Here is a 23,356-nt window from a genome sequence, read left to right as displayed (position 1 = left end):
CGTACTTGGTCAGTAACTGATGATTGTGGTAATACTGCTACACTTGTTCAAACTATTAATGTGGTAGATACTACTGCTCCTGTTATTGTTGGAGACTTTGAAACCACTATAGATGTTAGTTGTTCAGATATTCCTGAAGTACCAGAATTAGTATTTGAAGACGCTTGTTCTTCTGACATAACTGTTGAGTTTAACGAATCAAATGATTCAAATGATGGTTTAGAAGATTATTCAATCACTAGAAGCTGGACTGTTACTGACGAATGTGGTAACGAAGCCATCTACACACAAATAGTAAATGTAAATGTTGAGAGTACATTCGCAGGATATGATACCGAACTTTGTATAGATGATCTAGCTATTGACTTATTTGATTTATTAAGTGGAGATTATGACAGTGATGGTGTTTGGGAAGTTGTTTCTGGTAACGCTACGTTAGACGGAAGCATCTTTGACCCTGCAACAGTTGAACTAGGTGATTACATCTTTACTTACACTGTAGCAAACGGACCATGTCCAAGCACTGTTGAAGTAATGATAACAGTTCATGATGATTGTATTGTACTACCATGTGGAGCTGAAGATGTTGTGATTTCTAAAGCTGTTACTCCTAATGGTGACCAATGGAATGAGTTCTTTACAATCACTGGTGTTGAGGATTGTGGGTTCACAATTGAACTACAAATATTCAACCGTTGGGGAGCAAAAATCTATGAAAACTTCAATTATCAAAATGATTGGAATGGTACAGCTTCAAAAGCTTCAATAGGAAGATCTGATAAAGTACCTTCAGGAACGTATTATTATATAATAAACATCAAAGGTAGTAATGGACTGCAGCTAAAACCTTTTACAGGTCCAATCTACATAGGAACCAAATAAATTTTAACCTATTATGAAATTATTAAAGTTTAACATAATCGTTTTTATACTGTTCAATTGCTGGACAAGTGTTGCCCAACAGCTACCTCAGTTTACACAGTATATGTATAATACTATCTCGATAAACCCAGCTTATGCTGGTAGTAGAGAAACATTAAGTATTGTTGGATTGCACAGGAGCCAATGGGTTGGTCTTGAAGGTGGACCAACTACACAAACCTTGTCTATTCATACACCACTTAGAAACGAGAAAATTGGTTTAGGATTGTCGTTTATTAACGATGAGTTAGGTTATGAAAATTTCTCTTACTTGTATGGTGACTTTTCGTATACTATTCAAACTGGAGAAAACACCAAACTTGCCTTTGGTCTTAAAGCTGGATTTACTCATTATAACTTAGACCAGGCTTTACTTAATGACCCTTCGGTAGTAAATGACCCTTTCTTTAATGATGTATCTAATAGATGGAGTCCTAATATTGGTACTGGTGTTTATTGGCATTCAAACAAATGGTATATAGGCCTCTCTGCTCCTAGAATTTTAAATACTGATTACAACAAAGGAAGCCAAGGAAATATTGACTATGTATCATTAGAACGTGTTAGTTATTATTTTACTGGTGGATATGTATTCGATTTAAGCGAAACCACAAAATTCAAACCAGCCACAATGCTAAAAGCTACAAATGGAGCTCCTTTATCATTTGATATAACAGCTAACTTCTTATTTAATGAAAAACTATGGTTAGGAGCTGCTTATAGAATGAATGAGTCTGCTGCTGCTATTGGTGGTATTGCCGATTTTCAGGTTTCAAAACAATTGAGAATAGGTTATGCTTATGAGTATCCTATTTCAGATATTAGACCTTATACAAGTGGAACTCATGAAGTTTTACTTATGTTTGAAATTTTCAAGACACAACGTGTTAAATCACCTAGATACTTCTAAAAAAACAGATTATGAAAGCAAGAATAATATTATTAATAGTTGCACTTAGTAGTACTTTTATGGTTGCTCAAAAACAGCAAGTAAAAGTAGCTGACAAGTTCTTTAAAAACTTCGCTTATCAAAAGGCTACTGAATTTTATGAAGAAGCTGTAAAAAAAGGTGATAGTAGCGAATATGTATTAACTAGATTAGGTGATTGTTATTACAATAATTCAGATTCTGAAGGGTCAGCAAAATGGTATGCTGAAGCTGTAAGATTACATGAAAATAAAATTGATCCTGAATATTTTTACAAGTACTCACAAGCGCTTAGAGGTTTAGGTAATTATGAAGAAGCTATCATTTGGTTAGAAAAATATAAAGCAGAAAATCCTGATGACGACAGAATTGCAGGATTAGAGTATGATAACCTTGAACTTTACGAAAAACTATCATCTACTGATGAAATTTATGTTACTATCAACACATTACCAATTAACACCAAGTTTGCCGATTTTGGTGCGTTTGAAAAAGATGGTAAGTTAATTTTCTCTTCTTCAAGAGATGGAAAAGACAAAATTTACGATTGGAATGGTGAACCATTTTTAGACCTTTATGAAGTAGAGGTTACTGAAAAAGATGGTGTAAACACTTATGAAAAGGTAAACAAAATCAATGGACCAAAAATAAATACTGAGTTCCATGAAGCAAATGCAGTTATTACTAGTGATGGAAAAACAATGTACTTTACTAGAGACAATGTAAATAAAAGAAACAAGTTAAAAACTGACAAAGAAGGAACATCACATTTAAAGATTTATAAAGCTTCTTTAGTAGATAGCATGTGGCAAGATGTAGTTGAACTTCCTATTAACGACACCTACTACTCTACTGGTCATCCTGCTTTAAGTCCTGATGATAGTACATTATTTTTTGTTTCTGATCGTGATGGTGGTTATGGATCGACAGACATCTATAAAGTTGCAATACTTGGAGATAATAAATATGGAACTCCTGAAAATTTAGGACCAGAAATTAATACAGATGGTAAAGAAATGTTCCCTTTTGTTGCCAAGGATAATACATTATATTTTTCTTCTGATAGTAATATAAACTTAGGATTCCTGGATATTTTTAAATCAAATATATTAAAAGGTGAAAATGCTGAAGTAGAAAACTTAGGTGCTCCTTTTAACACAAGTTACGACGACTTTGGTTTTATTATAGATTCTGACACTCAAATTGGTTATTTTTCATCAAACAGACCTGATGGAGCTGGTAGTGATGATATTTATGGATTTATTGGTTGTTCTCAAATAATTAAAGGAACCATTAGAGACAGTTTAACTCAAAAACCTATTGCAATGGCTGCCGTTAAATTAATCAACAAAGAAGGTAAAATCTTAAACGAAGTTACTGCTGATGAAAATGGAGCATATTCATTTAAGGTAAAATGTCATACTGAATATACTGTATTAGCTACCAAACCAGATTATAAAGACAATCATAAACAAATTATGACTGGTGAAGTTAATAATGAAGAAAACACATTAGACCTAGATTTAATTCCGTTAATTATAAATAATGAAATAGTTATCAACCCTATTTTCTTTGATTTTGACAAATGGAATATAAGACCTGATGCTGCTTACGAACTTGAAAATATAGTAAGTGTAATGAGAGACCACCCAAATATGGTTATTAAAATTGAGTCGCATACTGATAGTAGAGGTAGTGATAGATATAACTTAAAACTATCAGACAGAAGAGCTAAATCAACTCATGAATATTTATTATCAAGAGGTATAGCTCCTGAAAGAATTGAAAGTGCTATTGGTTATGGTGAAACACAATTGTTAAACAAGTGTTCAAATGGTGTAAAATGTACTCCTGAAGAGCATCAACTTAACAGAAGATCTCACTTCTATATCTTAAAAAACTAAACAGCACTTAATTATAAGAACAAAAAAACAGGCTAATAATAGCCTGTTTTTTTATACATCATAGTTAAGTCAATTATTGCCTAACCATTGTAATTTTGAACTATTAAAAACTAAGCCTTTTAACAACCTAGAATCATTTTTTGTTACGGTAGTTGAATAATCCATTTCAAACTTTAATATTAATTGTTCTTCTAATAATTAAGTATGCTTCTTCTCTTCTAGCATTAATAAAATATCCTACTGCTCCAAACATTTGTGATTTCTTTTCTCGTTTCCGTTAGGTTAATGGACTAAAGTGAGTATAACTCATAGACAATGTACTCAAATTTAAAGTCCTTTTAATAATTACATACTTTAATTTATCAGAGCTAATAAAACTACTTATTTGTAGTTTGAATTATACCATGGTTAAGCTAGAAATAGTAAATGGTTTAGCTGCATGATTTATAACAGTACAACAAATGCAATTCCTGTATTTACATTAATGACCATGAATTAAATAAATAAAACCTTTAAATAAAAAAGACCACTAAAAAGTGGTCTTAATTCATTAACTAATAATTAATCTATTAACGTTTTATAAAAATGTTGGTATAATACCATTTACCTTCTTCATTTTGTTCGGCAGAAATATCAAAGTCTGTAAAGTCTCCTTCAATATTTGCTCTATGACCTTCACTGTTAATCCATGCATTTACAACTGATTGCGCTGAGCTAAAAGCATAAGCAACGTTTTCAGATACTTTAGTTGCTGATGCGTGTTGCTCTAAACTACTTTTTCTTTGGAAAAAATTGTCATGATTTACTTGATTAACACTAACCATGTAGTCAGTATGCGAATAGGCAACAGACTTAATAATGTTTAAATTGTTCAATGGATTTAAGCCTAATTCTATTCTGTGCGCATTGATAAGCTCTAAAATTTCTATTTCAATAGTTTTTGCAGCTGGTGCGTTTTGTAATGTTATATTATTTGCTTCATTTTCAGGGAATTCTTCAGTAGAACAAGAGAAGCTTAACATTGCAAACAATACCATAACAGGTAGGTAAAATTTAGTCTTCATAAGAGGGTTATTTAGATTTGGTGTAGTAAAATTAGAAGACTATACGTAGTAGACTGTTAATAAAATGTTAAAATCGATAAAAAACATGCATTTCATCGATTTTAAATGTCAATAATCGATGAAATGCATAAAATTAAGGAATATTCTTACTTTTTATCGATAAAATTTTACACTTTATCGTTTTGTAAAAGCTGAAAAAAATAATTAAGGCGCAAGTCGGTTAATTGTCCAACTAGAATCTGAATTCAATTTATATTCAATTCTATCATGAAGTCTATTAGGTCTCCCTTGCCAAAACTCAATTTCTGTAGGCTTAATTAAAAATCCGCCCCAATGATTAGGTCTAGGTATATCTTTGTCTTTATATTGAAGCTCTAATTCTTTTAACTTGTTATTCAATACATCCCTATCGGCAATAATTTCGCTTTGGTTAGAAGCCCATGCTCCTAGTTGACTTCCTCTTGGACGTGTTGAAAAATAGTCGTCACTAGTAGCAGCATCAACTTTTTCAGCAATACCTTTAATTATAACTTGTCGTTCAGCTGAATGCCAAAAAAAGGAAAGACAAACATTAGGATTCGCTATTATGGCTTGTCCTTTGTCACTATTATAATTAGAATAAAACACAAAACCATCAGTATTAAACTCCTTTAACAGCACAATTCTACTTTTAGGGAAACCATCTAAACTTATTGTAGATAACGTCATTGCATTAGCTTCAATTTCTGGAAAAGAAGCATCTATTTCATGAAACCATCTTTTAAACAACTCTAGAGGGTTTGCAGGAGCATCTTTTAATAAAAGCTCATGTTTTTCATAAGATTTTCTGTAATTACTTAAGTCTGTACTCATTAGATTTTAATATGCTTTTTTGATTAGATTTTATTTTTTTGAATAAAGTAATTCATATAAATTTAAGAATTATTTTAGTCCCATGACATTTGAAAATAGCAAATATTTTAACCTTCTTAAACACTCAAAAGTAGAGTTTTCATTTGGTAATTTTTATCTTTTTGACAAGTTTATAATCTCTGAAATAAATGAAGGCGTCCATTTTGACTGGGACAAAATTCAACAGGTTATTGCTGCATTAATAGATTACTATGGGTCAAATCTTAAAATTGGATATATTTCAAACAGAGTAAACCCCTACTCTATTGAACCACAATTGTGGATTAGATTTCAAAGAGATTATGGTTTTATTGTTGCTAGTGCTATGGTATCTTATACTGAACTTAATTACATAAACGCCTCTATTGAAAAGCGATTTTCAGAGATGAGTATAAAGCGTTGCGGCTCTTTAGATGAAGCTATAATTTGGATTAAAAACCTAAAAGAGTTTAATTAATATCTTGCTTTTACTCTAAAAAAAGTGTATATTAGTTAAATAATATCCCCTTACCTTATTATTTAATTTTTAGCAATTAGCAATGGATTGTTTTAGAACCATAGTAAAATATTGTAAGGGAATTGTTACGCCTAATTATTTCAAGAACAACTTGAAGATTGTGAATCTCAAGCTACTTTTTTTTAGGTTTAAATTTTACTCTTTATGTACAGTAAAAACTACTCAAAGCAGTAAAACCATTATTCTTTACTCTACTTTTTTCTATTCACTTAATCAGATTTTAACTGATTATACCGCACGCTTATATAAGCAAAATATAATAAATGAATTGCTTACTGATAAAAAATTAAAGATTGTTGAATGTTTAACATTAACCAAACAACCTCAAAAACACTTTACTATGCGACTAGAACTAACACGTTATTACAAAGAAAACAGTTCGTACAAACTGAAACTGTCTTTTGGAACTTTTTATTTATTTAGTAAATTTTATGTTGCCGAAATCAATGAAGGAGTGCATTTAAGCTACAATAAGTTAAAAGTTATTTTTCAAGAAATAACTGATTTTTATGGTAAAAATGCTAAAATTGTATGTATTGCAAACAGAGTGAACACCTACTCTACCGAACCTATAGTATTTAATATACTTGATGATGAATTCCCTATTTTAAAAGCAAGTGCTTTTGTTACTTATAGCGACAAAGCTTTTAAAGTATCAACTTTAGAAAAAATTATCATTAAGAATAATGTATTAAGATTTAGGTCTTTGGCCGAAGCTTTGCATTGGGCAACTAATTATGACCTCAAATCATCAAAATCAAATGATTTTCCATCTTTAGATAACAACACATTATCAAATACTGATGAAGCTTCCTCTCGAAAATCTTCATAGTCATTATAACGTGTTGAATAATGACCTAAAATTAATGCCTTTACTTTAGCTAACTTAGCTATTTCAGCAGCTTCTTTTGCTGTAGAGTGTTTTGTTTTTGGAGCTAAATGTGCGTGTTTTTCTAAAAAAGTAGACTCGTGATAAAGTACATCAGCATCTTTAATAATAGGAACAATACTAGGGTTATATGCTGTATCACTACAAAACGCATAGCTTTTAACTGGAGCTGGAGCTTTAGTAAGCTCACTATTTTTAATTAGCTCTCCATTATTATCTACAACATCTGCTCCTTGTTTTAACTTTCTATAATACGCAACATCAATATCATTATTTAATATTGCATTCATGTCTAGTTTTCGCTCTCCAGGTTTCTCTTTAAATAAAAACCCATTAGTGTACACTCGATGGTCTAAAGGAATTGTATGAACTTCTACTTTATCGTCTTCAAAAATTAATTCAGACTTTGTTGAAGTTAACTCATGAAAAATCAGTTTATAATTTGTCCATGATTCGGCTAATTTCATTTGGAGTGTAATAACTTCTTTAAGTCCTTTTGGTCCATAAATGTGCAAATCAGTTTCTCTGGTTAAAAGTCTAAAAGTTGATATTAAGCCAACTAAACCAAAATAATGGTCACCATGAAGATGAGAAATAAAGATATGCTTTATGCGATTGAACTTAATCTTAGCTTTTCTTAACTGCACTTGTGTGCCTTCGCCACAATCAATTAAAAACATGTGGTTTTTAATTTGCAATACTTGAGACGTTGGGTTTGTATCTATTCGTGGAGTTGCACTATGACAGCCAAGGATTGTTAGTTGCATGTAGTTGTTTTAAAATCCTAAATCGCGCTCAATTTCTTCCATTTCAATAATATCATAAGCTTCTTGCAGTGTAGGAACTACAACAATTTCATCTGGAGTTTCATCTAAATTGGTTTTATCAGTAACTATAACAAACGAATGTTTTGATGCTCTATGTTTATTTGAAATACTTAAAAATTCTACTATTTGTTCTAAAGGAATTTTATTTAAACTAGTAAGATTAACAATTACATTGTCATTTTTAAAACGCTCATACATTACTTCAAGCTTTTTTACTAGTTCAACAACCGTAGCTTTTTCTTGTGTAATGATAGTTGTATTTCCGTCTTTGTCAAAAATCATAATAAATTAGTGTTTAATTTTTGAAGCTAATAAATAAATTACAGCCATCCTAACTGCTACTCCATTTTGAACTTGATCTAAAATAATAGCTTGGTCAGAATCTGCAACATCACTCGTGATTTCCACACCACGATTAATTGGTCCAGGATGCATTATTGTAATTTCTTTATCTAGACTGTTCAATAATGCTTTATTCACTCCATATTGCTGAGTGTACTCTCTTGTTGAAGGGAAATAGCTTATATCCATTCGTTCGTTTTGAACGCGAAGCATATTAGCTACATCACACCAATTAAGGGCTTTACGCAAATTAGTTTCAACTTTTACACCAAGTTTATCAATATGTTTTGGCAACAATGTTTTTGGTCCGCAAACCATAACATTTGCACCTTGAAGTTGTAATGCATATATATTTGAAAGGGCAACACGACTATGTAAAATATCACCAACTATAACAACGTTTTTGCCTTTTACACTTCCTAGTCGCTCTCGTATTGAATAACTGTCTAACAAGGCTTGTGTTGGATGCTCATGTGCTCCATCTCCAGCATTTACAATACTTGCATCTACGTGTTGAGATAAAAACACTCCTGCTCCAGGATTTGGGTGCCTCATAACAACCATATCCACTTTCATGGAAAGAATATTGTTTACCGTATCAATTAAAGTTTCTCCTTTTTTTACTGAAGATTGTGATGCTGAAAAATTGATAACATCAGCAGACAATCGTTTTTCGGCTAACTCAAAAGAGAGCTTTGTACGCGTAGAGTTTTCAAAAAATAAATTAGCAATTGTAATGTCTCTAAGCGAAGGTACTTTTTTTATTGGCCTGTTAATGACTTCTTTAAAATGATCGGCAGTTTCAAAAATAAGTTGAATATCTTGAGAATTAAGATATTTTATTCCTAATAAGTGGTTGACACTTAATTCGCTCATAGATTTAATTATTTATTAAGTAAACCGAGTCTTCTCCATCATTTTCAGCCCAATTTACTTTTACTTTTTCTTTGTTAATAGCATCTACCTGACGACCTCTATAATTAGGTTGTATTGGTAAATGCCTACTAAAACGTCGGTCAATTAAGGTTAAAAGTTCTATTTCGTTAGGTCTTCCAAACGATTGAATTGCTGTTAAAGCAGACCGTATACTTCGTCCTGTATATAAAACATCATCAATAAAAACCACATTTTTATTTTCAACTAAGAAGTTAATTTCGGTAGTATTAGCTTCAAGAGTTTTTTCTCCTCGTCTAAAATCGTCTCTAAAAAAAGTAATATCTAAATGCCCTAACTGAATGTTTTTTACTTTATAGTCTTCAGTTAACATTTTAGCTAAACGATTAGCTAAATACTTACCTCTAGGCTGAATACCTATTAAAACTGTGTTGGAAAAATCGTTGTGGTTTTCAATTAATTGACAAGCCAATCTATGAAGAATGATGTTTACCTCTTTTGCATTAAGTAACACTTTTTGACTCATATTGTATCCAAACGTATTTGGAGAACAAAGATAATGCAAAATTTTTACGCAGTTTGTATAAACTCTAAAAAAGTAAAAAGAAGCCTATTTAAGGCTTCTTTTTTTTAGTTGTCAAAATAAATTAATATCTAACAAACTTGACAGACTCACTGTTTTTATTATTGTATAAGTTTAAAACATAAACTCCTTTGTTTAAATAAGATGTGTCAATAGATTGTAAAACATCACTTGAATCTCCTTTAGCTAATTGCTTACCGTCTAATCCATAAATAGTAAATTCAAAAAAATCGGTATTGTTTAATAAATCTATTTTATTGTCCTTTACTAGAACTTTAAAGTCTTGTTGATTTGCGCTTTCTAAACCTAAAGTACTATCATACTCACTAACCATGGTAATTGATGTTCCATTTAAAAGATTGGTTAAAACACCTCCAAGTCCTGAAGTTTTATAAACTCTTAAATAGTAAACATCACCTGGGTTAATATTATTGATAACAACTTCAAAGCTACCTCCAACAACCAATAAAACTCCGTAAGAATCACATCCTATTTCTTGGAGATTTCCAATATCTCCTGATGGTGCTAATAAAATTTGATAATCAACACTAGTTATTAAAGAAACACCAGCGCTTACCATACCAATTGTAACTTTGTTATCTCCTCCTGAGACTTCATGCATATAAAACACATCATCAGTAGCTCCACACGCAGGATTTAATCCCGAAGGAGTAGCTGAGTTAAAATCCAAAACATTTACAGCTACAGCAGTTCCATCTGCTTCTATAGCATCGTTAATCGTGTTTCCATTTTGAGCTACTAAGATGGTAGCCATCAAAAATCCGGTTAAAAAAAGTACATTTTTTTTCATAATATAAAAATTTAGGGTTAATAAAAAGACTGCTTTGTTCTTGATTGAACTATATCTTGTCTAATTACAAAGTGCACTCTATAATTATGAAAAATTTTAAAACTTATTTCAACAAATAATCACAAAAATCGTTATTTTAATAATTATTTACTATTAATTTAACAAACAAGAACACCAAAAACAATAATTTAGTTAAATATTATATGAAATGCATAAATTTTTAACATTTAACGCAAAAACATAAAAAAGCCTTACAGAAACTGTAAGGCTTTTTAAAAAATTGGTTTTGGGTCAAATATTACTTCTTCCCGTCCATTTTATCTTTAAGAGCTTGCAACGCGTCGTTAGCATCACCTAAAGTAGGTTTTGCTTCAGCAGCTTGAGCTTCTGCTTTTTTAGCAGCAGCTTTTACGTTTGCAATTTCTTCTTCTTTAAAGATTGCTGTATGAGAAGCAACTACTCTCTTGAATTCTTTATTGAACTCAATGATTTTAAATTCTGCTTCTTCACCTTTCTTAAGTTTCTTACCATCTTCTTTCTCTAAGTGACGAGAAGGAACAAAAGCAACGATATCTTCGTTAAACTCAACAGTTGCACCTTTGTCAACGATTTCAGAAATTTCAGCAGTGTGAGTTGTATCTAAAGCAAACTCAGTCTCATACTTATCCCATGGGTTATCAGTAGTTTGTTTGTGACCTAAAGATAATTTACGTCCTTCTACGTCTAACTCAAGAACAACAACTTCTAACTTGTCTCCTACGTTACAGAACTCGCTTGGGTGTTTAATTTTCTTAGTCCAAGATAAATCAGAGATATAAATTAATCCGTCGATACCTTCTTCTAATTCAACAAATACACCAAAGTTTGTAAAGTTACGTACAATACCAGTGTGTGTAGAACCTACAGGGTATTTTCCTGTAATGTCAGTCCATGGATCTGGAGTTAATTGCTTAATACCAAGTGACATTTTACGATCTTCTCTATCAAGAGTTAAGATAACCGCTTCAATTTCGTCTCCTACAGATACGAAATCTTGAGCTGAACGTAAATGTGTTGACCATGACATTTCAGATACGTGAACTAATCCTTCAACACCTTCTTCTACTTCAATAAATGCACCGTAATCAGCAATTACAACAACTTTACCTTTTACTTTGTCACCTACTTTTACAGTTTCACCAAGTGCTTCCCAAGGATGCTTGCTTAATTGTTTTAAACCTAATTGGATTCTAGATTTATCTTCATCAAAATCTAAAATTACAACGTTAAGTTTTTGGTCTAATTCAACAATCTCGTTTGGATGGTTGATACGAGACCAAGAAAGATCAGTAATGTGGATTAATCCATCAACACCACCAAGATCAATAAACACACCGTAAGAAGTAATGTTTTTAACAACACCTTCTAATACTTGTCCTTTTTCTAATTGACCAATGATTTCTTTCTTTTGTTCTTCAATATCCGCTTCAATAAGAGCTTTGTGAGATACTACTATGTTTTTGAATTCGTGGTTGATTTTTACAACTTTAAATTCCATAGTTTTATTTACGTACTGGTCGTAATCTCTAATTGGTTTTACATCGATTTGAGAACCTGGTAAGAATGCTTCAATACCAAATACGTCAACGATCATACCACCTTTAGTTCTACATTTTACAAAACCGTTTACGATTTCACCAGTGTCATGTGCATTGTTTACACGATCCCATGCTTTGATAACACGAGCTTTACGGTGAGATAATACTAATTGTCCTGTTGTGTCTTCACGAACGTCAATTAATACTTCTACCTTATCACCAACTTTTAAATTTGGGTTGTAACGGAACTCATTTAATGAGATTACACCTTCTGATTTTGCGTTGATGTCGATGATAGCATCACGATCAGTAATGTGGATTACTTCTCCTTCTACTACTTCATCATCTAAAGTATCTACGAAATTTTCAGATACTAATTTTTCAAATTCTTCTAATTGCTTGTCGTCAACTTGGTCAATTCCTTCTTCGTAATTGTGCCAGTTAAACTCTTTTAAGAATTTTTCAGGATTTGCTTGTGCTTCAGATACTACTGGAGCTTTAGCTGCTACTGCTTCAGTTGCTTCAACTTCTGCTTGTTTTGCTTGTTTTTCAGCCATGTGCTGATAATTAATTTGTATTCTGTATGTTTAAAAAGATTTATGCGAACACACACAGAAGTGTTATTGTTTGTTTTGTTTGTTTCCTTCCTATCTTTTTCAACTCGCTAAAAAGGAGTGCAAAAATACAATTTATTTATTGTAATACCAAATAAATAATTGAAGTATAAATTATTGGTTTTTAACGCGTAATAAGTGCTTATGCGTTTTTAGCAATGGTTTGTTTTGCTAGTTGCAAAATGGTTTCAAATTGCTCATCTAATGTTAGGTTGGAATTGTCTATTTCTATAGCGTCTACAGCTTTGGTAAGTGGAGAGTCTTTTCTAGTGGAATCTATTCTATCTCTGGTTTCAACATTTTTTAAAACGTCTTCAAAACTCACATCGTCACCACGTTCTTTCAATTCTTCATAACGCCTTACTGCTCTTGTATTTGCAGATGCTGTCATAAACAATTTAAGCTCTGCATCAGGAAAAACAACTGTACCAATATCTCTACCGTCCATAACAACACCCTTGTCTTTTCCCATTTGTTGTTGCTGTTTTACCAATTGCCTACGAACTTCGGGAACTGTTGCTACTTGACTTACAAATTTTGAAACTTCTAATGTTCTAATCTGCTTTTCAACATTTACAGAATTTAAATATACCTCAGCAAAACCAAGCGTTTCATTAAACTTAAATGAGATATTTATATCATCTAATTGATTGATTAATGCTTCTGTATCAAAACAGTCTTCTGCTATAAGGCTATTTTGCATCGCATATAAAGTTACAGCTCTATACATAGCTCCTGTATCCACATACACATAGCTTAAAGCTTTTGCCAATTGTTTAGCAACTGTACTTTTTCCTGTAGAGGAAAATCCGTCTATAGCAATAGTAATGTTTTGCATTAGCATGTTTTTATTTATCAAAACTAGTTATTTTTTAATAAGATCATAAACTTTATCAGTCAACTTAATAACTTCAAAATTAGTGCCTTCTATGGTTCCCATTTCATTGTTATACAAGGATATATTACCTTTTTTGTCTTTTACATAAGAGTATGCATAACTTTTACTCTCATTATCAAAAACATCTCTAATAAAAATAACTAAATCTTCATTAGATGGTAATCCACAATAAATATCAGTTGAAAAATACACAGTAAAACCCTCTAACAATGAATATCCTTTTACCAATCCATCTTCACTAATAACCAAATCATTAGAAAGTAAATTATCATTAATATCTTTAAGAACATAATTTCCTACTAAATTCTTACTCCTTGTATAATAGTATAAAGGATTAGGATATTGATAGTCCTTATTGAAGGTTGATTTCACTCGTTTGTATTTAATAATCTCCTCTGTATGTTCTTTATTTTTTGGTCTATATAGAGTAACTGTACTGTTTTGAGAATCTAAAGATAAATAAGACACCCAATCATTATTAAATTCACGAAAATCTATTATCTTATAAAACCCTAATGAATCTTTTGAGTTTAAATCCACACTAAAACTACCTTGTTCACTTATAGTGTCTTTATTTTTCACAACATATTTAGACACTTCAGGATGTAAAAAATGGTCGTGTAAAACAGAATATCCTATATTAAGAATTCCTTTTTTATTTTCGGATGTATTAATTCTTAAAGCTACAGGATAACTATAATCAAAAGCATTTTTACTTTTTATTGCACTATTATTCTCTTCAAAAGCATTATAATATTCTTCAGCAATCCAAACTCCATTCAAAGTGCTTATTTCAATTAGGTTGGTTTGTGAAAAAACATTTACACTAAATGCTAAAAGGAAAAAAGATAATTTATTAAACATAGACTGGTTATCTCAAATCTATTTGTAACCCAAAGAAACTTGTGTTCGAAGCTCCTGTATATCTTGCATGCGTATAACTAAATCGCATTTTGTTGAGTTTTATTCCAACTCCAAAAGATAATCCTGAAAAGTTACGTTGGTCAACAATTCTTAATTCTTCTGATCTTCTAAAGTTATATCCTAATCGAACATTAAATCCCCTATCAGGAAATAACTCTGCTCCCAGTATTGTATGACGCAATACTTCATTTAAAAACCCAACTTTTTCTTGAGTTTGTTCGCCATCAAGATCTGTGGTTGCTCTTGCAGGATTAGAAAAACCAATTGGCCACTCTTGTAGATTTTCTAAGGTTAAATGCCACCTTATTGGTACGTTCTCTAAAGTTTGCGACATACCAAAATTGATTTCTAAAGGTAAACTCTCATTTAAACCTGCATAAGTTTTAAACTGCGCTCCAAGATTTCTAACGGTTAATGCTGCATGAAAATCTAATCGTTCATTTATATACATTATTCCTAAATCCAAAGCACCTCCAATAGAGTTGTATTGTTCCAATTTTGAAGTAATGATTTTAAGGTTTGCTCCTGCATAAAAATCGGAAAACCCAATTTGCTTTGCATAACCTAAAGATAAAGCGGCTTCATTTCCTGTAAAAGAACCTGTAGATACTCCGTTGATATCATAACCATCAAAACTACCATAATTAATATAGGTCATCCCAATATGAAATGTTTGCACTCGTCTATCCCAAGTATATGCATAAGCAGCAGTACCATAACTAATACCTCCCAAATAGCTTGAATAATTAAGTGCTAACTGGTTATCCATTTCATCATTAATAGTTGCAGGATTGTATAAAGGACTGGTTACATCATAATCATAATTGGTAAGCACTTTACCTCCTAATGCAGCTTGACGAGGAGATGATACCAAATTTAAAAACTGGTATGTAGACTCTCCACCAACTTGAGCATAAATTGATGAAGTAACAATGCAAAATAAAAAAATAAAAACCCTCTTTAGCATAAGTCTGCAAAGTAAACAAATCTATCTTAAAACGAAGACATCATTGTTTTATTTTTATGCTATAAAAAAACCTCAACAAATTGTTGAGGTTTAAACTTATAAGGCCTTTGCATTTTTAACCTTTTGGTTAGTGAGTGCAAGCTTTAAAACATCACTCATATCGGTAACATAGTGAAATTTGAGACCTTTTAAATATTCAGGCTTTATTTCGTCTATATCACGCTTGTTGTCTTCACAAAGTAAGATTTCTTTAATTCGAGCACGTTTAGCAGCCAATATTTTTTCTTTAATTCCACCAACAGGCAACACTTTTCCGCGAAGTGTAATTTCACCTGTCATCGCTAAACTACTTTTAACTTTACGCTGAGTAAATAAAGACACTAAAGAGGTTAACATAGTTACACCTGCACTTGGACCATCTTTAGGAGTAGCTCCTTCAGGTACGTGAATGTGTACGTTATATTTATCAAACACTTCTGGGTTTATACCAAACTCATCAGCATGCGATTTAATATACTCCATAGCAATGGTAGCAGACTCTTTCATCACTTTTCCTAAGTTACCAGTAATAGTTAAATTACCTTTTCCTTTAGAAAGTATTGATTCTATAAACAGAATATCGCCTCCTACTCTAGTCCAAGCTAATCCTGTAACAACTCCTGCTACATTATTATTCTCATATTTATCGCGTTCTAGCTTTGGTGCTCCAAGTACTTCTATAATATCATCATTACTCACTTTTACATTGTACTCTTCTTCCATAGCAATGTTTTTTGCTGCGTAACGCACCATTTTTGCTACTTGCTTTTCCAATCCTCTAACACCAGACTCTCTAGTATAACCTTCTACAATTTTTTCTAATTGTGGTTTTGCTATTTTAAGGTCTTTAGGCTTTAAACCATGTTCTTCAAGTTGTTTTGGCAGTAAATGTCTTTTTGCGATTTCAACTTTTTCTTCAATAGTATAACCGCTTACATTTATAATTTCCATTCTGTCTCTTAAAGCAGGCTGAATGGTATTTAAGCTATTAGAGGTTGCAATAAACATTACTTTAGAAAGGTCAAATCCCATTTCTAAGAAGTTATCATAAAACTCACTGTTTTGCTCAGGATCTAACACTTCTAACATTGCAGATGAAGGATCGCCTTGGTGCGAATTAGACAGTTTATCTATCTCATCTAACACAAATACTGGATTAGATGTTCCTGCCTTTTTAAGACTTTGAAGAATTCGTCCTGGCATTGCACCAATATAGGTTTTACGATGTCCTCTAATTTCAGCTTCATCTCGTAAACCTCCTAATGACATTCTTACATACTCTCTCCCTAAAGCTTCAGCAATAGACTTCCCTAAAGACGTTTTACCAACTCCAGGAGGTCCATAAAGACAAAGGATTGGAGATTTCATATCATTACGCAATTTTAAAACTGCCAAATATTCAATAATTCGACGTTTTACGTCATCTAATCCATAATGGTCTCGGTCTAAAACTTTTTTAGCGTGTTTTAAATCGAAGTTATCGTCACTAAACTCATTCCAAGGTAAATCTAAAAATAAGTCTAAGTAATTACGTTGAATAGAATACTCTGCAACTTGCGGATTCATTCGCTGTAATTTAGATAATTCTTTATCAAAATGCTCGCCTACTTTTTCATCCCAAACTTTATCCTTAGCACGTTGGCGCATCTCTTCTACTTCCTCTTCATACGAAACACCTCCAAGTTCTTCTTGAATGGTTTTCATTTGTTGATGTAAAAAGTACTCACGTTGCTGTTGGCTCATGTCGCTTTGCACTTTAGACTGAATGTCGTTTTTAAGCTCCAGCTTTTGGAACTCAACATTCATATACTTTAAAGTCGTTAACGCACGCTCTTTTAAATCGTTTATCTCTAAAAGCTCTTGCTTTTCCTTTACTGTAAGATTCATGTTTGAAGACACGAAATTTACCAGAAACGAATTGCTTTCAATGTTTTTAATTGCAAAAGTAGCTTCGGTAGGAATGTTTGGGCTTTCCTTAATAATTTGAAACGACAATTCTTTTATAGAGTCTATTATTGCCGAAAACTCCTCGTTATCAACAGCTGGTTTAGCTTCTGCCACATCTTTGATAGTTGCTGTTATATAAGGTTTTTCAGAAACTATTGTATCAATCTCAAAACGTCTTTTACCTTGTATAATAATAGTAGTATTACCATCAGGCATTTTTAAAACTTTAAGGATTTTTGCTACTGTTCCTTTTTTATAAATGTCGTTTCCTGTTGGATTTTCTATAGTTTCATCTATTTGAGAAACCACACCTATTACCTTACTACTTTTATTAGCATCGTTAATAAGCTTTATTGACTTGTCTCTACCTGCTGTAATTGGAATAACCACTCCAGGAAACAACACTGTATTACGTAATGGTAATATTGGTAATGTTTCGGGTAGTGCTTCATTATTTATTTCTGCTTCATCTTCAGGTGTCATTAGTGGGATTAACTCTGAATTTTCATCGAAATCCTGTAATGACAAACTGTCAAGACTTAAAAAATTAGATTTTGCCATATATCCTTTGTAGGTCATTCTGTCATTATAAATAACAAAATGCATTTTAATTAATCATTAAATATTCAAAACAAATGCTGATAATCAACAATTTAACATATCAACAAAGTTATTTACCTTTATATAATTTCAATAGTTATGCCATTACCAAAATATCACAGTAAAAACTTTTTTCAATTAAAGTGTAACAAATTAAAAACACATACATCTTTATACTAAAGCATTTGTTTTTTGACACTAACCAATCAAAATATAGAGCAGCTACTACAGCTATGTAAATTAGGCAACCAAAACGCGCAAATGGAAGTCTACAACCGGTATTACAAAGCTATGTATAATACTGCACACCGAATTGTAAAAGACAGCTTTGAAGCTGAAGATATCATGCAAGATTCTTTTTTAACCGCTTTTACAAAATTAGACAGCTTAAAAAACGAGTCGACTTTTGGATCATGGTTAAAACGAATTGTAGTAAACAATAGTATTTACCATTATAATAAAAACAGTAAATACAGTGATGTTCCTTTAGATAATGTAATGTATAAAATTGAAGATGAGCAAGGGATTGCCGAAGATTATGAATTTACCAATCTAAAAGCAACCCAAGTTATGCAGAGTATGAAGCAGCTTAAAGAAAATTACCAAGTTAGCTTAACACTGCATTTAATTGAAGGTTATGATTATGAAGAAATTTCGGAAATCATGAATATATCACACGCTAATTGTAGAACGATGATATCTAGAGCTAAAGAGAGTTTGAGGCAAAAACTTCAGCCATTAGCTGAATTATAAGTAAACGATATGGAAAAAGATAACTTAAAGAATTTGTTTGAAAAGCTAGATGGTCAATTTGACATTGAAACTCCATCTATAGGTCATCAAGATCGTTTTTTGAGTAAATTAAAAACTCAAGATACTAAAGTAACAACGGTTGAATCCAAAGGTAAAAACATTTGGAAACCTTTAATGGCTGTTGCTGCATCAGTAATACTATGTTTAAGTCTTTTTACTATTACTCAGCAAGAACCTGAAGTAAAAGATTTAGCTAGTGTGTCTCCAGAGTTATCAAAAACTCAAGATTTCTTTACAACAGCTATAAACAAAGAATTAGCATTACTTAAAGATGAGCGTTCTCCTGAAACCAAAGTTTTGGTTGACGATGCTTTAAAGCAGTTAAACATTTTAGAAAAAGAATACGAATTACTAAAAGTTGACCTTACCGAAAGTGGAGATGACAAACGAGTTATTTATGCTATGATCTCAAATTTTCAAACCAGAATTGACGTATTACAATCAGTACTAGAAAACATAGAACAAGTTAAACAATTAAAGCAACAAAATAATGAAATCAAAAATACTATATAACCTGTTTTTAACCTTGGTTTTAGTGATGCCACTATCTGCTATAGCTGGTGGAACAAGCTTAAAAGGCAAGCACACTAAAGAAAAAACCATTAAAAAAGAGTTTACTGTTAACAGTGATGCTCTATTAAGAATAAAAAATAGCTATGGTAATATTAATGTAGCTACTTACGAAGGCAACACAACATCTGTTGAAGTGGTTATAAAAACCAACGGAAATGATTTAGACGAGGTTCAAAAAAAGCTTGATGAAATTACTGTTGAATTTAACGCAACATCAAACGAAGTGGAAGCAAAAACCATTTTCAATAAAAACAAATCAAAGTCTTGGTGGAATTGGGGAAAAGGTAACAATATTAATATGGAAATTAATTACATCGTCAACCTTCCTATTACCAACAATGTCGATTTAAACAACGACTATGGTAGTATTACACTTGATAAGCTAGAAGGAAGCGCTATAATAAGATGCGATTACGGAAAGATTACCACAAAAGAATTAATGTCAGACAATAACATACTAAGCTTTGACTATACTAAAAACTGCTACTTTGAGTATATAAAAAGTGGTAAAATCAATGCTGATTACAGTGGGTATACTGTTGCAAAAACCAAAAATATTGAAATTTCGGCAGACTATACAGACTCTACAATTGAAGTTGCTGAAAATGTAAGTTATAATTGTGATTATGGCTCAATTACCATTAACAACGCAAACAACGTAAATGGCAAAGGAGATTACCTTACTCAAAGACTTGGCAACATTTATAAAAATGTAAAATTGAATGCTGATTATGGTTCTATAAAAATTGCTAAAATGGCTGCAAATGCAGGAAATGTATTGATAGAGTCAGATTACGTTGGAATTACAATTGGCTACGATCCTGGATACAACTTTAATTTTGAAATTGATTTAGAGTATGCATCCCTAAAAATTGATGATGCTGTTGAAATTTCTAAAAAACGAATTGAATCTACTGACAAGTATTACTTAGGACATAAAGGAAGTCCTAATAGCGGAAACAACATTAAAATCACTTCAGACTATGGAAGTGTAACACTAAAAGAGAATTAATCAAAAAACACAACTGAACAATGAAAAAATCAATCTTATTTTTAGCCTTTTTAGCATGTTCGTTTATTGTAAACGCACAAAAAATAAAAGGAAATGGAAACATGACTACTATTACCAGATCAACATCAGACTATGATGGTATAAAATGCGCTGGGTCGTTTGATTACATTTTAGTAGCAGGAACTGAAGGTAACATAACTATCGAAGGAGAAGAAAACCTTTTAGAATATATAGTTACCGAAGTTAAAGGTGGAAACCTTATCGTTAAAACCGAAAACAATGTTAACCTTAGAACAAGTAAAGGGAAAACAATTAAAATTACCATTCCTTTTAAAGACATCAATAATGTATCGCTTGCTGGTTCTGGAGACCTTTGGAACGAAGATAAAATTACCTCTACAAACCTCGACGTAGCTTTAGCTGGTTCTGGTGATGTAGTACTTAACGTAGAGGCTTCTTCTATAGTTGGAAAACTAGCTGGCTCTGGCGATTTAACGCTTAAAGGAAACACCAATGAGTTAGAAGCTAAAGTTTCAGGATCAGGAGATTTTCATGGTTTTAATTTGCAGTCAAACCACACAAATGTAGCTGTAGCAGGTTCTGGTGATGCAGAAGTTGTGAGTAATATAAGTTTAAAAGCAAGAGTTGCAGGTTCTGGTGATATAGAATATAGAGGAAACCCAAAAACTGAAGACACTAAAGTTGCAGGCTCAGGAAGTATTAGCAACTAAAATAATTTCATCAATCAATTAAAAAAGCCACTCAATCCCATTACTTAGGAAGAGTGGCTTTTTATTTTTATCGTATATATTTCTTAATACGTAATATTAATAACACCTGAAGTAATACTAAGGTCTCCTCCATCTGCATTAGTAACTACTCCTCCAAAAGAACCAACTAAATTTCCAGCTTCATTAACTGTTATATTTGATACAAAATCAAATGGAGGTCCTAATTCTGAAGGATAAAATACTGATGTTAATGTTAATTCAAAAGTATCATTAATTAAACCTTCTCCTGTAGTATCAACAGGTACTTCAAAATAAATTGAATATACAGATCCTGGAGATGTATCTACTCCTGTAACTTTTACCATTCCGTTTTCAACAGCTACACTAATATCTTCAAAATCAATTGGAGCTGTACCTGCAAAAAGGCTTAGTTCCTGATCAGGGTTTTCAACATTTACAACACATTCGCCTAAATCATCAACAATCGCTTGTAAGCTTCCGTCGTTATCTCCACATTCGGCAATTTGGTTTTCTAAAGCCAATTTGTAAGCATTACAATAATCAGCATAATTATCGTCAGTTGCATTATTAAAGTTTACCTCTGCTAAGTTAGTTGCGTTCGCTAAAGCTTCGCAATCATCAAATCCGTTAGGGTCTGAACAATCTCCTAAAGCGTCGATACTAGATTGAATGCTTCCATCAGGATCACCACAAGCTGCTAATAAGTTTTCTAATGCGGTTTTGTACGCAGAACACAATTGAGTATAATTATCATCAGTAACCGAAACAAAAGCTAAAGCAGCTGTAGCTACTTCTTGTGCTGCAGCTTCACAATTTAAATTTCCTGAGTTTGATGTATCTATTTCACTATCTAATGGTTCGTTTTCGCAAGTAAATGCTGATAAAAGAATAAATAGAAAAAATAAAAAACTGAGTTTTTTCATAATAGTTTTGAGTTGAATTTTTACAAACATAATGCTTTAAGTCTCAAAGATAAAATTGAGTGCTCCCTTTTTATTAATTAAAATACTGACTAAAACGAACTCTAAAAGTACCTTCTGTTACTTCAATTGAGTTTCCATTGCTATCATATAACACACAATTAAATGTTCCTGTTACTATTTGTCTATACACTTCGTTTCCATTACTTAATGTGTAGTTTGCAGATTCTGAATTTGTAATTTGAAATTGACTGTTTGATTGATCACCTGAAGCACTAGTATACCAACCTCCTTCAAGACCTGTAGGATAATACTCCATATGCATACCTTGTTCTAAATTTCCTTCATCATTTAAAGCGTCATAACTACCAACAGTAAAAATAGAATTAAATACACTAGTTTCATTAGTATAATTGCATCCTCCGTTGTAAAAATAATCGAAGTTTATATTTGCGGCTGGTAATTGATTAAAAGGAAGTGAAGAAGCCAATGTACCATGATAACCTATTATACAATTATCGTCTTCAAAATCTAAAACACTAAAACCAGACCCATCTCCTGTAAGATAATTATCACTGGTTCCTGTTTCCATAATTATTGATTCTCCATTAAATAAACCTGTTATGTAGAATTCTGCGCTAGACACTGGAGAACTATTGTTACAATCACCTAAATCATCAACAATCGCTTGCAAGTTTCCGTCGTCATCTCCGCATTCGGCAATTTGGTTTTCTAGAGCCAACTTGTAAGCAATACAATAATCAGCATAATTATCATCAGTTGCGTTATTAAAGTTTACCTCTGCTAAGTTAGTTGCGTTCGCTAAAGCTTCGCAATCATCAAATCCGTTAGGGTCAGAACAATCTCCTAAAGCATCGATACTAGATTGAATACTTCCATCAGGATCACCACAAGCTGCTAATAAGTTTTCTAATGCTGTTTTGTACGCAGAACATAATTGAGGATAATCTCCTTCTCCAGCAGAAATAAAAGCTAAAGCAGCAGTTGCTACTTCTTGTGCTGCAGCCTCACAATTTAAATTCCCTGAATCAGTTGCATCTATTTCACTATCTAATGGTTCGTTTTCGCAAGTAAATGCTGATAAAAGAATAAATAGAGAAAATAAAAAACTGAGTTTTTTCATAATAG

At 31.9% G+C, this 23,356-nt stretch carries 23 protein-coding genes; 9 read left to right on the top strand and 14 right to left on the bottom strand.

From position 1 onward, the window contains the following. From OD803_RS14060 to OD803_RS14050, 3 genes are all read left to right on the top strand, one after another. Positions 1–882: gliding motility-associated C-terminal domain-containing protein (locus tag OD803_RS14060; protein WP_262733975.1), on the top strand; the 882-nt coding region annotated here is incomplete at its 5' end. Positions 883–895: 13 nt separating this feature from the next. After that, positions 896–1,831 (top strand): PorP/SprF family type IX secretion system membrane protein, encoded by a 936-nt coding sequence (locus OD803_RS14055; RefSeq protein WP_129760791.1) that lies wholly within the window; start codon positions 896–898, stop codon positions 1,829–1,831. An 11-nt stretch (positions 1,832–1,842) separates the two neighbouring features. Next, positions 1,843–3,753, top strand: a complete 1,911-nt coding sequence (locus OD803_RS14050; RefSeq protein WP_262733974.1) for an OmpA family protein — start codon at positions 1,843–1,845, stop codon at positions 3,751–3,753. Between the two features lie 569 nt (positions 3,754–4,322). On the opposite strand, the gene OD803_RS14045 is transcribed toward OD803_RS14050, so the two are convergent. Both OD803_RS14045 and pdxH read right to left on the bottom strand, forming a co-directional pair. Continuing rightward, positions 4,323–4,817 (bottom strand): CAP domain-containing protein, encoded by a 495-nt coding sequence (locus tag OD803_RS14045; RefSeq protein ID WP_129760789.1) that lies wholly within the window; start codon positions 4,815–4,817, stop codon positions 4,323–4,325. Between the two features lie 204 nt (positions 4,818–5,021). Continuing rightward, a complete protein-coding gene (pdxH, locus tag OD803_RS14040; protein ID WP_262733972.1) occupies positions 5,022–5,669 on the bottom strand; it encodes a pyridoxamine 5'-phosphate oxidase in 648 nt (215 codons plus the stop codon). Positions 5,670–5,751: 82 nt separating this feature from the next. Here pdxH and OD803_RS14035 point away from each other — a divergent pair, with 82 nt between their 5' ends. Then, positions 5,752–6,165, top strand: coding sequence for a hypothetical protein (locus OD803_RS14035; protein ID WP_262733971.1), 414 nt, complete (start codon positions 5,752–5,754; stop codon positions 6,163–6,165). A 400-nt stretch (positions 6,166–6,565) separates the two neighbouring features. Next, positions 6,566–7,057, top strand: a complete 492-nt coding sequence (locus OD803_RS14030) for a hypothetical protein (protein ID WP_134199969.1) — start codon at positions 6,566–6,568, stop codon at positions 7,055–7,057. Here the strand turns inward: OD803_RS14030 and OD803_RS14025 are convergent. The 10 genes from OD803_RS14025 to lon all read right to left on the bottom strand — a co-directional run bounded on the left by OD803_RS14025 (position 6,961) and on the right by lon (position 18,098). Next, the gene (locus OD803_RS14025) at positions 6,961–7,881 is read right to left on the bottom strand and encodes a ribonuclease Z (RefSeq protein ID WP_262733970.1); all 921 of its coding nucleotides are present in this window, start codon (positions 7,879–7,881) and stop codon (positions 6,961–6,963) included. The two genes, OD803_RS14030 and OD803_RS14025, sit on opposite strands and share 97 nt — an antisense overlap. Before the next feature lie 9 nt (positions 7,882–7,890). Then, positions 7,891–8,223: a ribonuclease Z gene (locus OD803_RS14020; protein ID WP_262733969.1), complete on the bottom strand. Its 333-nt coding sequence runs from the start codon at positions 8,221–8,223 to the stop codon at positions 7,891–7,893. A gap of 6 nt (positions 8,224–8,229) precedes the next feature. Beyond that, complete coding sequence (locus tag OD803_RS14015) at positions 8,230–9,159, bottom strand: aspartate carbamoyltransferase catalytic subunit (RefSeq protein WP_129760784.1); 930 nt, start codon at positions 9,157–9,159, stop codon at positions 8,230–8,232. A gap of 4 nt (positions 9,160–9,163) precedes the next feature. Further along, positions 9,164–9,703 (bottom strand): bifunctional pyr operon transcriptional regulator/uracil phosphoribosyltransferase PyrR, encoded by a 540-nt coding sequence (pyrR, locus tag OD803_RS14010; RefSeq protein WP_129760783.1) that lies wholly within the window; start codon positions 9,701–9,703, stop codon positions 9,164–9,166. 121 nt (positions 9,704–9,824) lie between these two features. Further along, a complete protein-coding gene (locus OD803_RS14005) occupies positions 9,825–10,571 on the bottom strand; it encodes a T9SS type A sorting domain-containing protein (protein WP_262733968.1) in 747 nt (248 codons plus the stop codon). A gap of 298 nt (positions 10,572–10,869) precedes the next feature. Beyond that, on the bottom strand, positions 10,870–12,705 hold the full coding sequence (gene rpsA / locus OD803_RS14000; protein ID WP_129760782.1) for a 30S ribosomal protein S1: 1,836 nt from the start codon (positions 12,703–12,705) through the stop codon (positions 10,870–10,872). Between the two features lie 199 nt (positions 12,706–12,904). Then, positions 12,905–13,600 carry a (d)CMP kinase gene (gene cmk / locus OD803_RS13995; RefSeq protein ID WP_262733966.1) on the bottom strand — a complete coding sequence of 232 codons (696 nt, stop codon included), beginning with the start codon at positions 13,598–13,600 and terminating at the stop codon, positions 12,905–12,907. Between the two features lie 27 nt (positions 13,601–13,627). After that, positions 13,628–14,524: a hypothetical protein gene (locus tag OD803_RS13990; RefSeq protein WP_262733965.1), complete on the bottom strand. Its 897-nt coding sequence runs from the start codon at positions 14,522–14,524 to the stop codon at positions 13,628–13,630. Between the two features lie 7 nt (positions 14,525–14,531). Beyond that, the gene (gene porQ / locus OD803_RS13985; protein ID WP_129760780.1) at positions 14,532–15,551 is read right to left on the bottom strand and encodes a type IX secretion system protein PorQ; all 1,020 of its coding nucleotides are present in this window, start codon (positions 15,549–15,551) and stop codon (positions 14,532–14,534) included. Positions 15,552–15,647: 96 nt separating this feature from the next. After that, positions 15,648–18,098: an endopeptidase La gene (lon, locus tag OD803_RS13980; protein ID WP_262733979.1), complete on the bottom strand. Its 2,451-nt coding sequence runs from the start codon at positions 18,096–18,098 to the stop codon at positions 15,648–15,650. Positions 18,099–18,329: 231 nt separating this feature from the next. On the opposite strand from lon, the gene OD803_RS13975 reads away from it, so the two are divergent. The 4 genes from OD803_RS13975 to OD803_RS13960 are packed head-to-tail and all read left to right on the top strand — an operon-like array spanning position 18,330 to position 21,266. Next, a complete protein-coding gene (locus OD803_RS13975; protein WP_129760779.1) occupies positions 18,330–18,890 on the top strand; it encodes an RNA polymerase sigma factor in 561 nt (186 codons plus the stop codon). Positions 18,891–18,899: 9 nt separating this feature from the next. Then, the gene (locus tag OD803_RS13970) at positions 18,900–19,463 is read left to right on the top strand and encodes a hypothetical protein (protein WP_134199985.1); all 564 of its coding nucleotides are present in this window, start codon (positions 18,900–18,902) and stop codon (positions 19,461–19,463) included. Continuing rightward, on the top strand, positions 19,441–20,535 hold the full coding sequence (locus OD803_RS13965; RefSeq protein ID WP_262733962.1) for a DUF4097 domain-containing protein: 1,095 nt from the start codon (positions 19,441–19,443) through the stop codon (positions 20,533–20,535). The genes OD803_RS13970 and OD803_RS13965 overlap by 23 nt, the downstream gene beginning before the upstream one ends. A 20-nt stretch (positions 20,536–20,555) precedes the next feature. Beyond that, positions 20,556–21,266 carry a head GIN domain-containing protein gene (locus tag OD803_RS13960; protein WP_134199989.1) on the top strand — a complete coding sequence of 237 codons (711 nt, stop codon included), beginning with the start codon at positions 20,556–20,558 and terminating at the stop codon, positions 21,264–21,266. 83 nt (positions 21,267–21,349) lie between these two features. On the opposite strand, the gene OD803_RS13955 is transcribed toward OD803_RS13960, so the two are convergent. Continuing rightward, complete coding sequence (locus OD803_RS13955; RefSeq protein ID WP_262733960.1) at positions 21,350–22,210, bottom strand: hypothetical protein; 861 nt, start codon at positions 22,208–22,210, stop codon at positions 21,350–21,352. 73 nt (positions 22,211–22,283) lie between these two features. After that, positions 22,284–23,351 (bottom strand): hypothetical protein, encoded by a 1,068-nt coding sequence (locus OD803_RS13950; protein ID WP_262733958.1) that lies wholly within the window; start codon positions 23,349–23,351, stop codon positions 22,284–22,286. Between the last annotated feature and the right edge of the window lie 5 nt (positions 23,352–23,356).

Source organism: Gaetbulibacter sp. NE (assembly GCF_025548475.1).
Taxonomy (GTDB): Bacteria; Bacteroidota; Bacteroidia; order Flavobacteriales; family Flavobacteriaceae; genus Gaetbulibacter_B; species Gaetbulibacter_B jejuensis.
The sequence above is the reverse complement of the archived record's forward strand: the minus strand, read 5'-3'. Positions and strand labels throughout refer to the sequence as shown.

Coding starts and splice junctions, on each gene's coding strand:
- OD803_RS14055 (WP_129760791.1), top strand. CDS start 896: ATGAAATTATTAAAGTTTAACATAATCGTTTTTATACTGTTCAATTGC.
- OD803_RS14050 (WP_262733974.1), top strand. CDS start 1,843: ATGAAAGCAAGAATAATATTATTAATAGTTGCACTTAGTAGTACTTTT.
- OD803_RS14045 (WP_129760789.1), bottom strand. CDS start 4,817: ATGAAGACTAAATTTTACCTACCTGTTATGGTATTGTTTGCAATGTTA.
- pdxH (WP_262733972.1), bottom strand. CDS start 5,669: ATGAGTACAGACTTAAGTAATTACAGAAAATCTTATGAAAAACATGAG.
- OD803_RS14035 (WP_262733971.1), top strand. CDS start 5,752: ATGACATTTGAAAATAGCAAATATTTTAACCTTCTTAAACACTCAAAA.
- OD803_RS14030 (WP_134199969.1), top strand. CDS start 6,566: ATGCGACTAGAACTAACACGTTATTACAAAGAAAACAGTTCGTACAAA.
- OD803_RS14025 (WP_262733970.1), bottom strand. CDS start 7,881: ATGCAACTAACAATCCTTGGCTGTCATAGTGCAACTCCACGAATAGAT.
- OD803_RS14020 (WP_262733969.1), bottom strand. CDS start 8,223: ATGATTTTTGACAAAGACGGAAATACAACTATCATTACACAAGAAAAA.
- OD803_RS14015 (WP_129760784.1), bottom strand. CDS start 9,159: ATGAGCGAATTAAGTGTCAACCACTTATTAGGAATAAAATATCTTAAT.
- pyrR (WP_129760783.1), bottom strand. CDS start 9,703: ATGAGTCAAAAAGTGTTACTTAATGCAAAAGAGGTAAACATCATTCTT.
- OD803_RS14005 (WP_262733968.1), bottom strand. CDS start 10,571: ATGAAAAAAAATGTACTTTTTTTAACCGGATTTTTGATGGCTACCATC.
- rpsA (WP_129760782.1), bottom strand. CDS start 12,705: ATGGCTGAAAAACAAGCAAAACAAGCAGAAGTTGAAGCAACTGAAGCA.
- cmk (WP_262733966.1), bottom strand. CDS start 13,600: ATGCAAAACATTACTATTGCTATAGACGGATTTTCCTCTACAGGAAAA.
- OD803_RS13990 (WP_262733965.1), bottom strand. CDS start 14,524: ATGTTTAATAAATTATCTTTTTTCCTTTTAGCATTTAGTGTAAATGTT.
- porQ (WP_129760780.1), bottom strand. CDS start 15,551: ATGCTAAAGAGGGTTTTTATTTTTTTATTTTGCATTGTTACTTCATCA.
- lon (WP_262733979.1), bottom strand. CDS start 18,098: ATGGCAAAATCTAATTTTTTAAGTCTTGACAGTTTGTCATTACAGGAT.
- OD803_RS13970 (WP_134199985.1), top strand. CDS start 18,900: ATGGAAAAAGATAACTTAAAGAATTTGTTTGAAAAGCTAGATGGTCAA.
- OD803_RS13965 (WP_262733962.1), top strand. CDS start 19,441: ATGAAATCAAAAATACTATATAACCTGTTTTTAACCTTGGTTTTAGTG.
- OD803_RS13960 (WP_134199989.1), top strand. CDS start 20,556: ATGAAAAAATCAATCTTATTTTTAGCCTTTTTAGCATGTTCGTTTATT.
- OD803_RS13955 (WP_262733960.1), bottom strand. CDS start 22,210: ATGAAAAAACTCAGTTTTTTATTTTTTCTATTTATTCTTTTATCAGCA.
- OD803_RS13950 (WP_262733958.1), bottom strand. CDS start 23,351: ATGAAAAAACTCAGTTTTTTATTTTCTCTATTTATTCTTTTATCAGCA.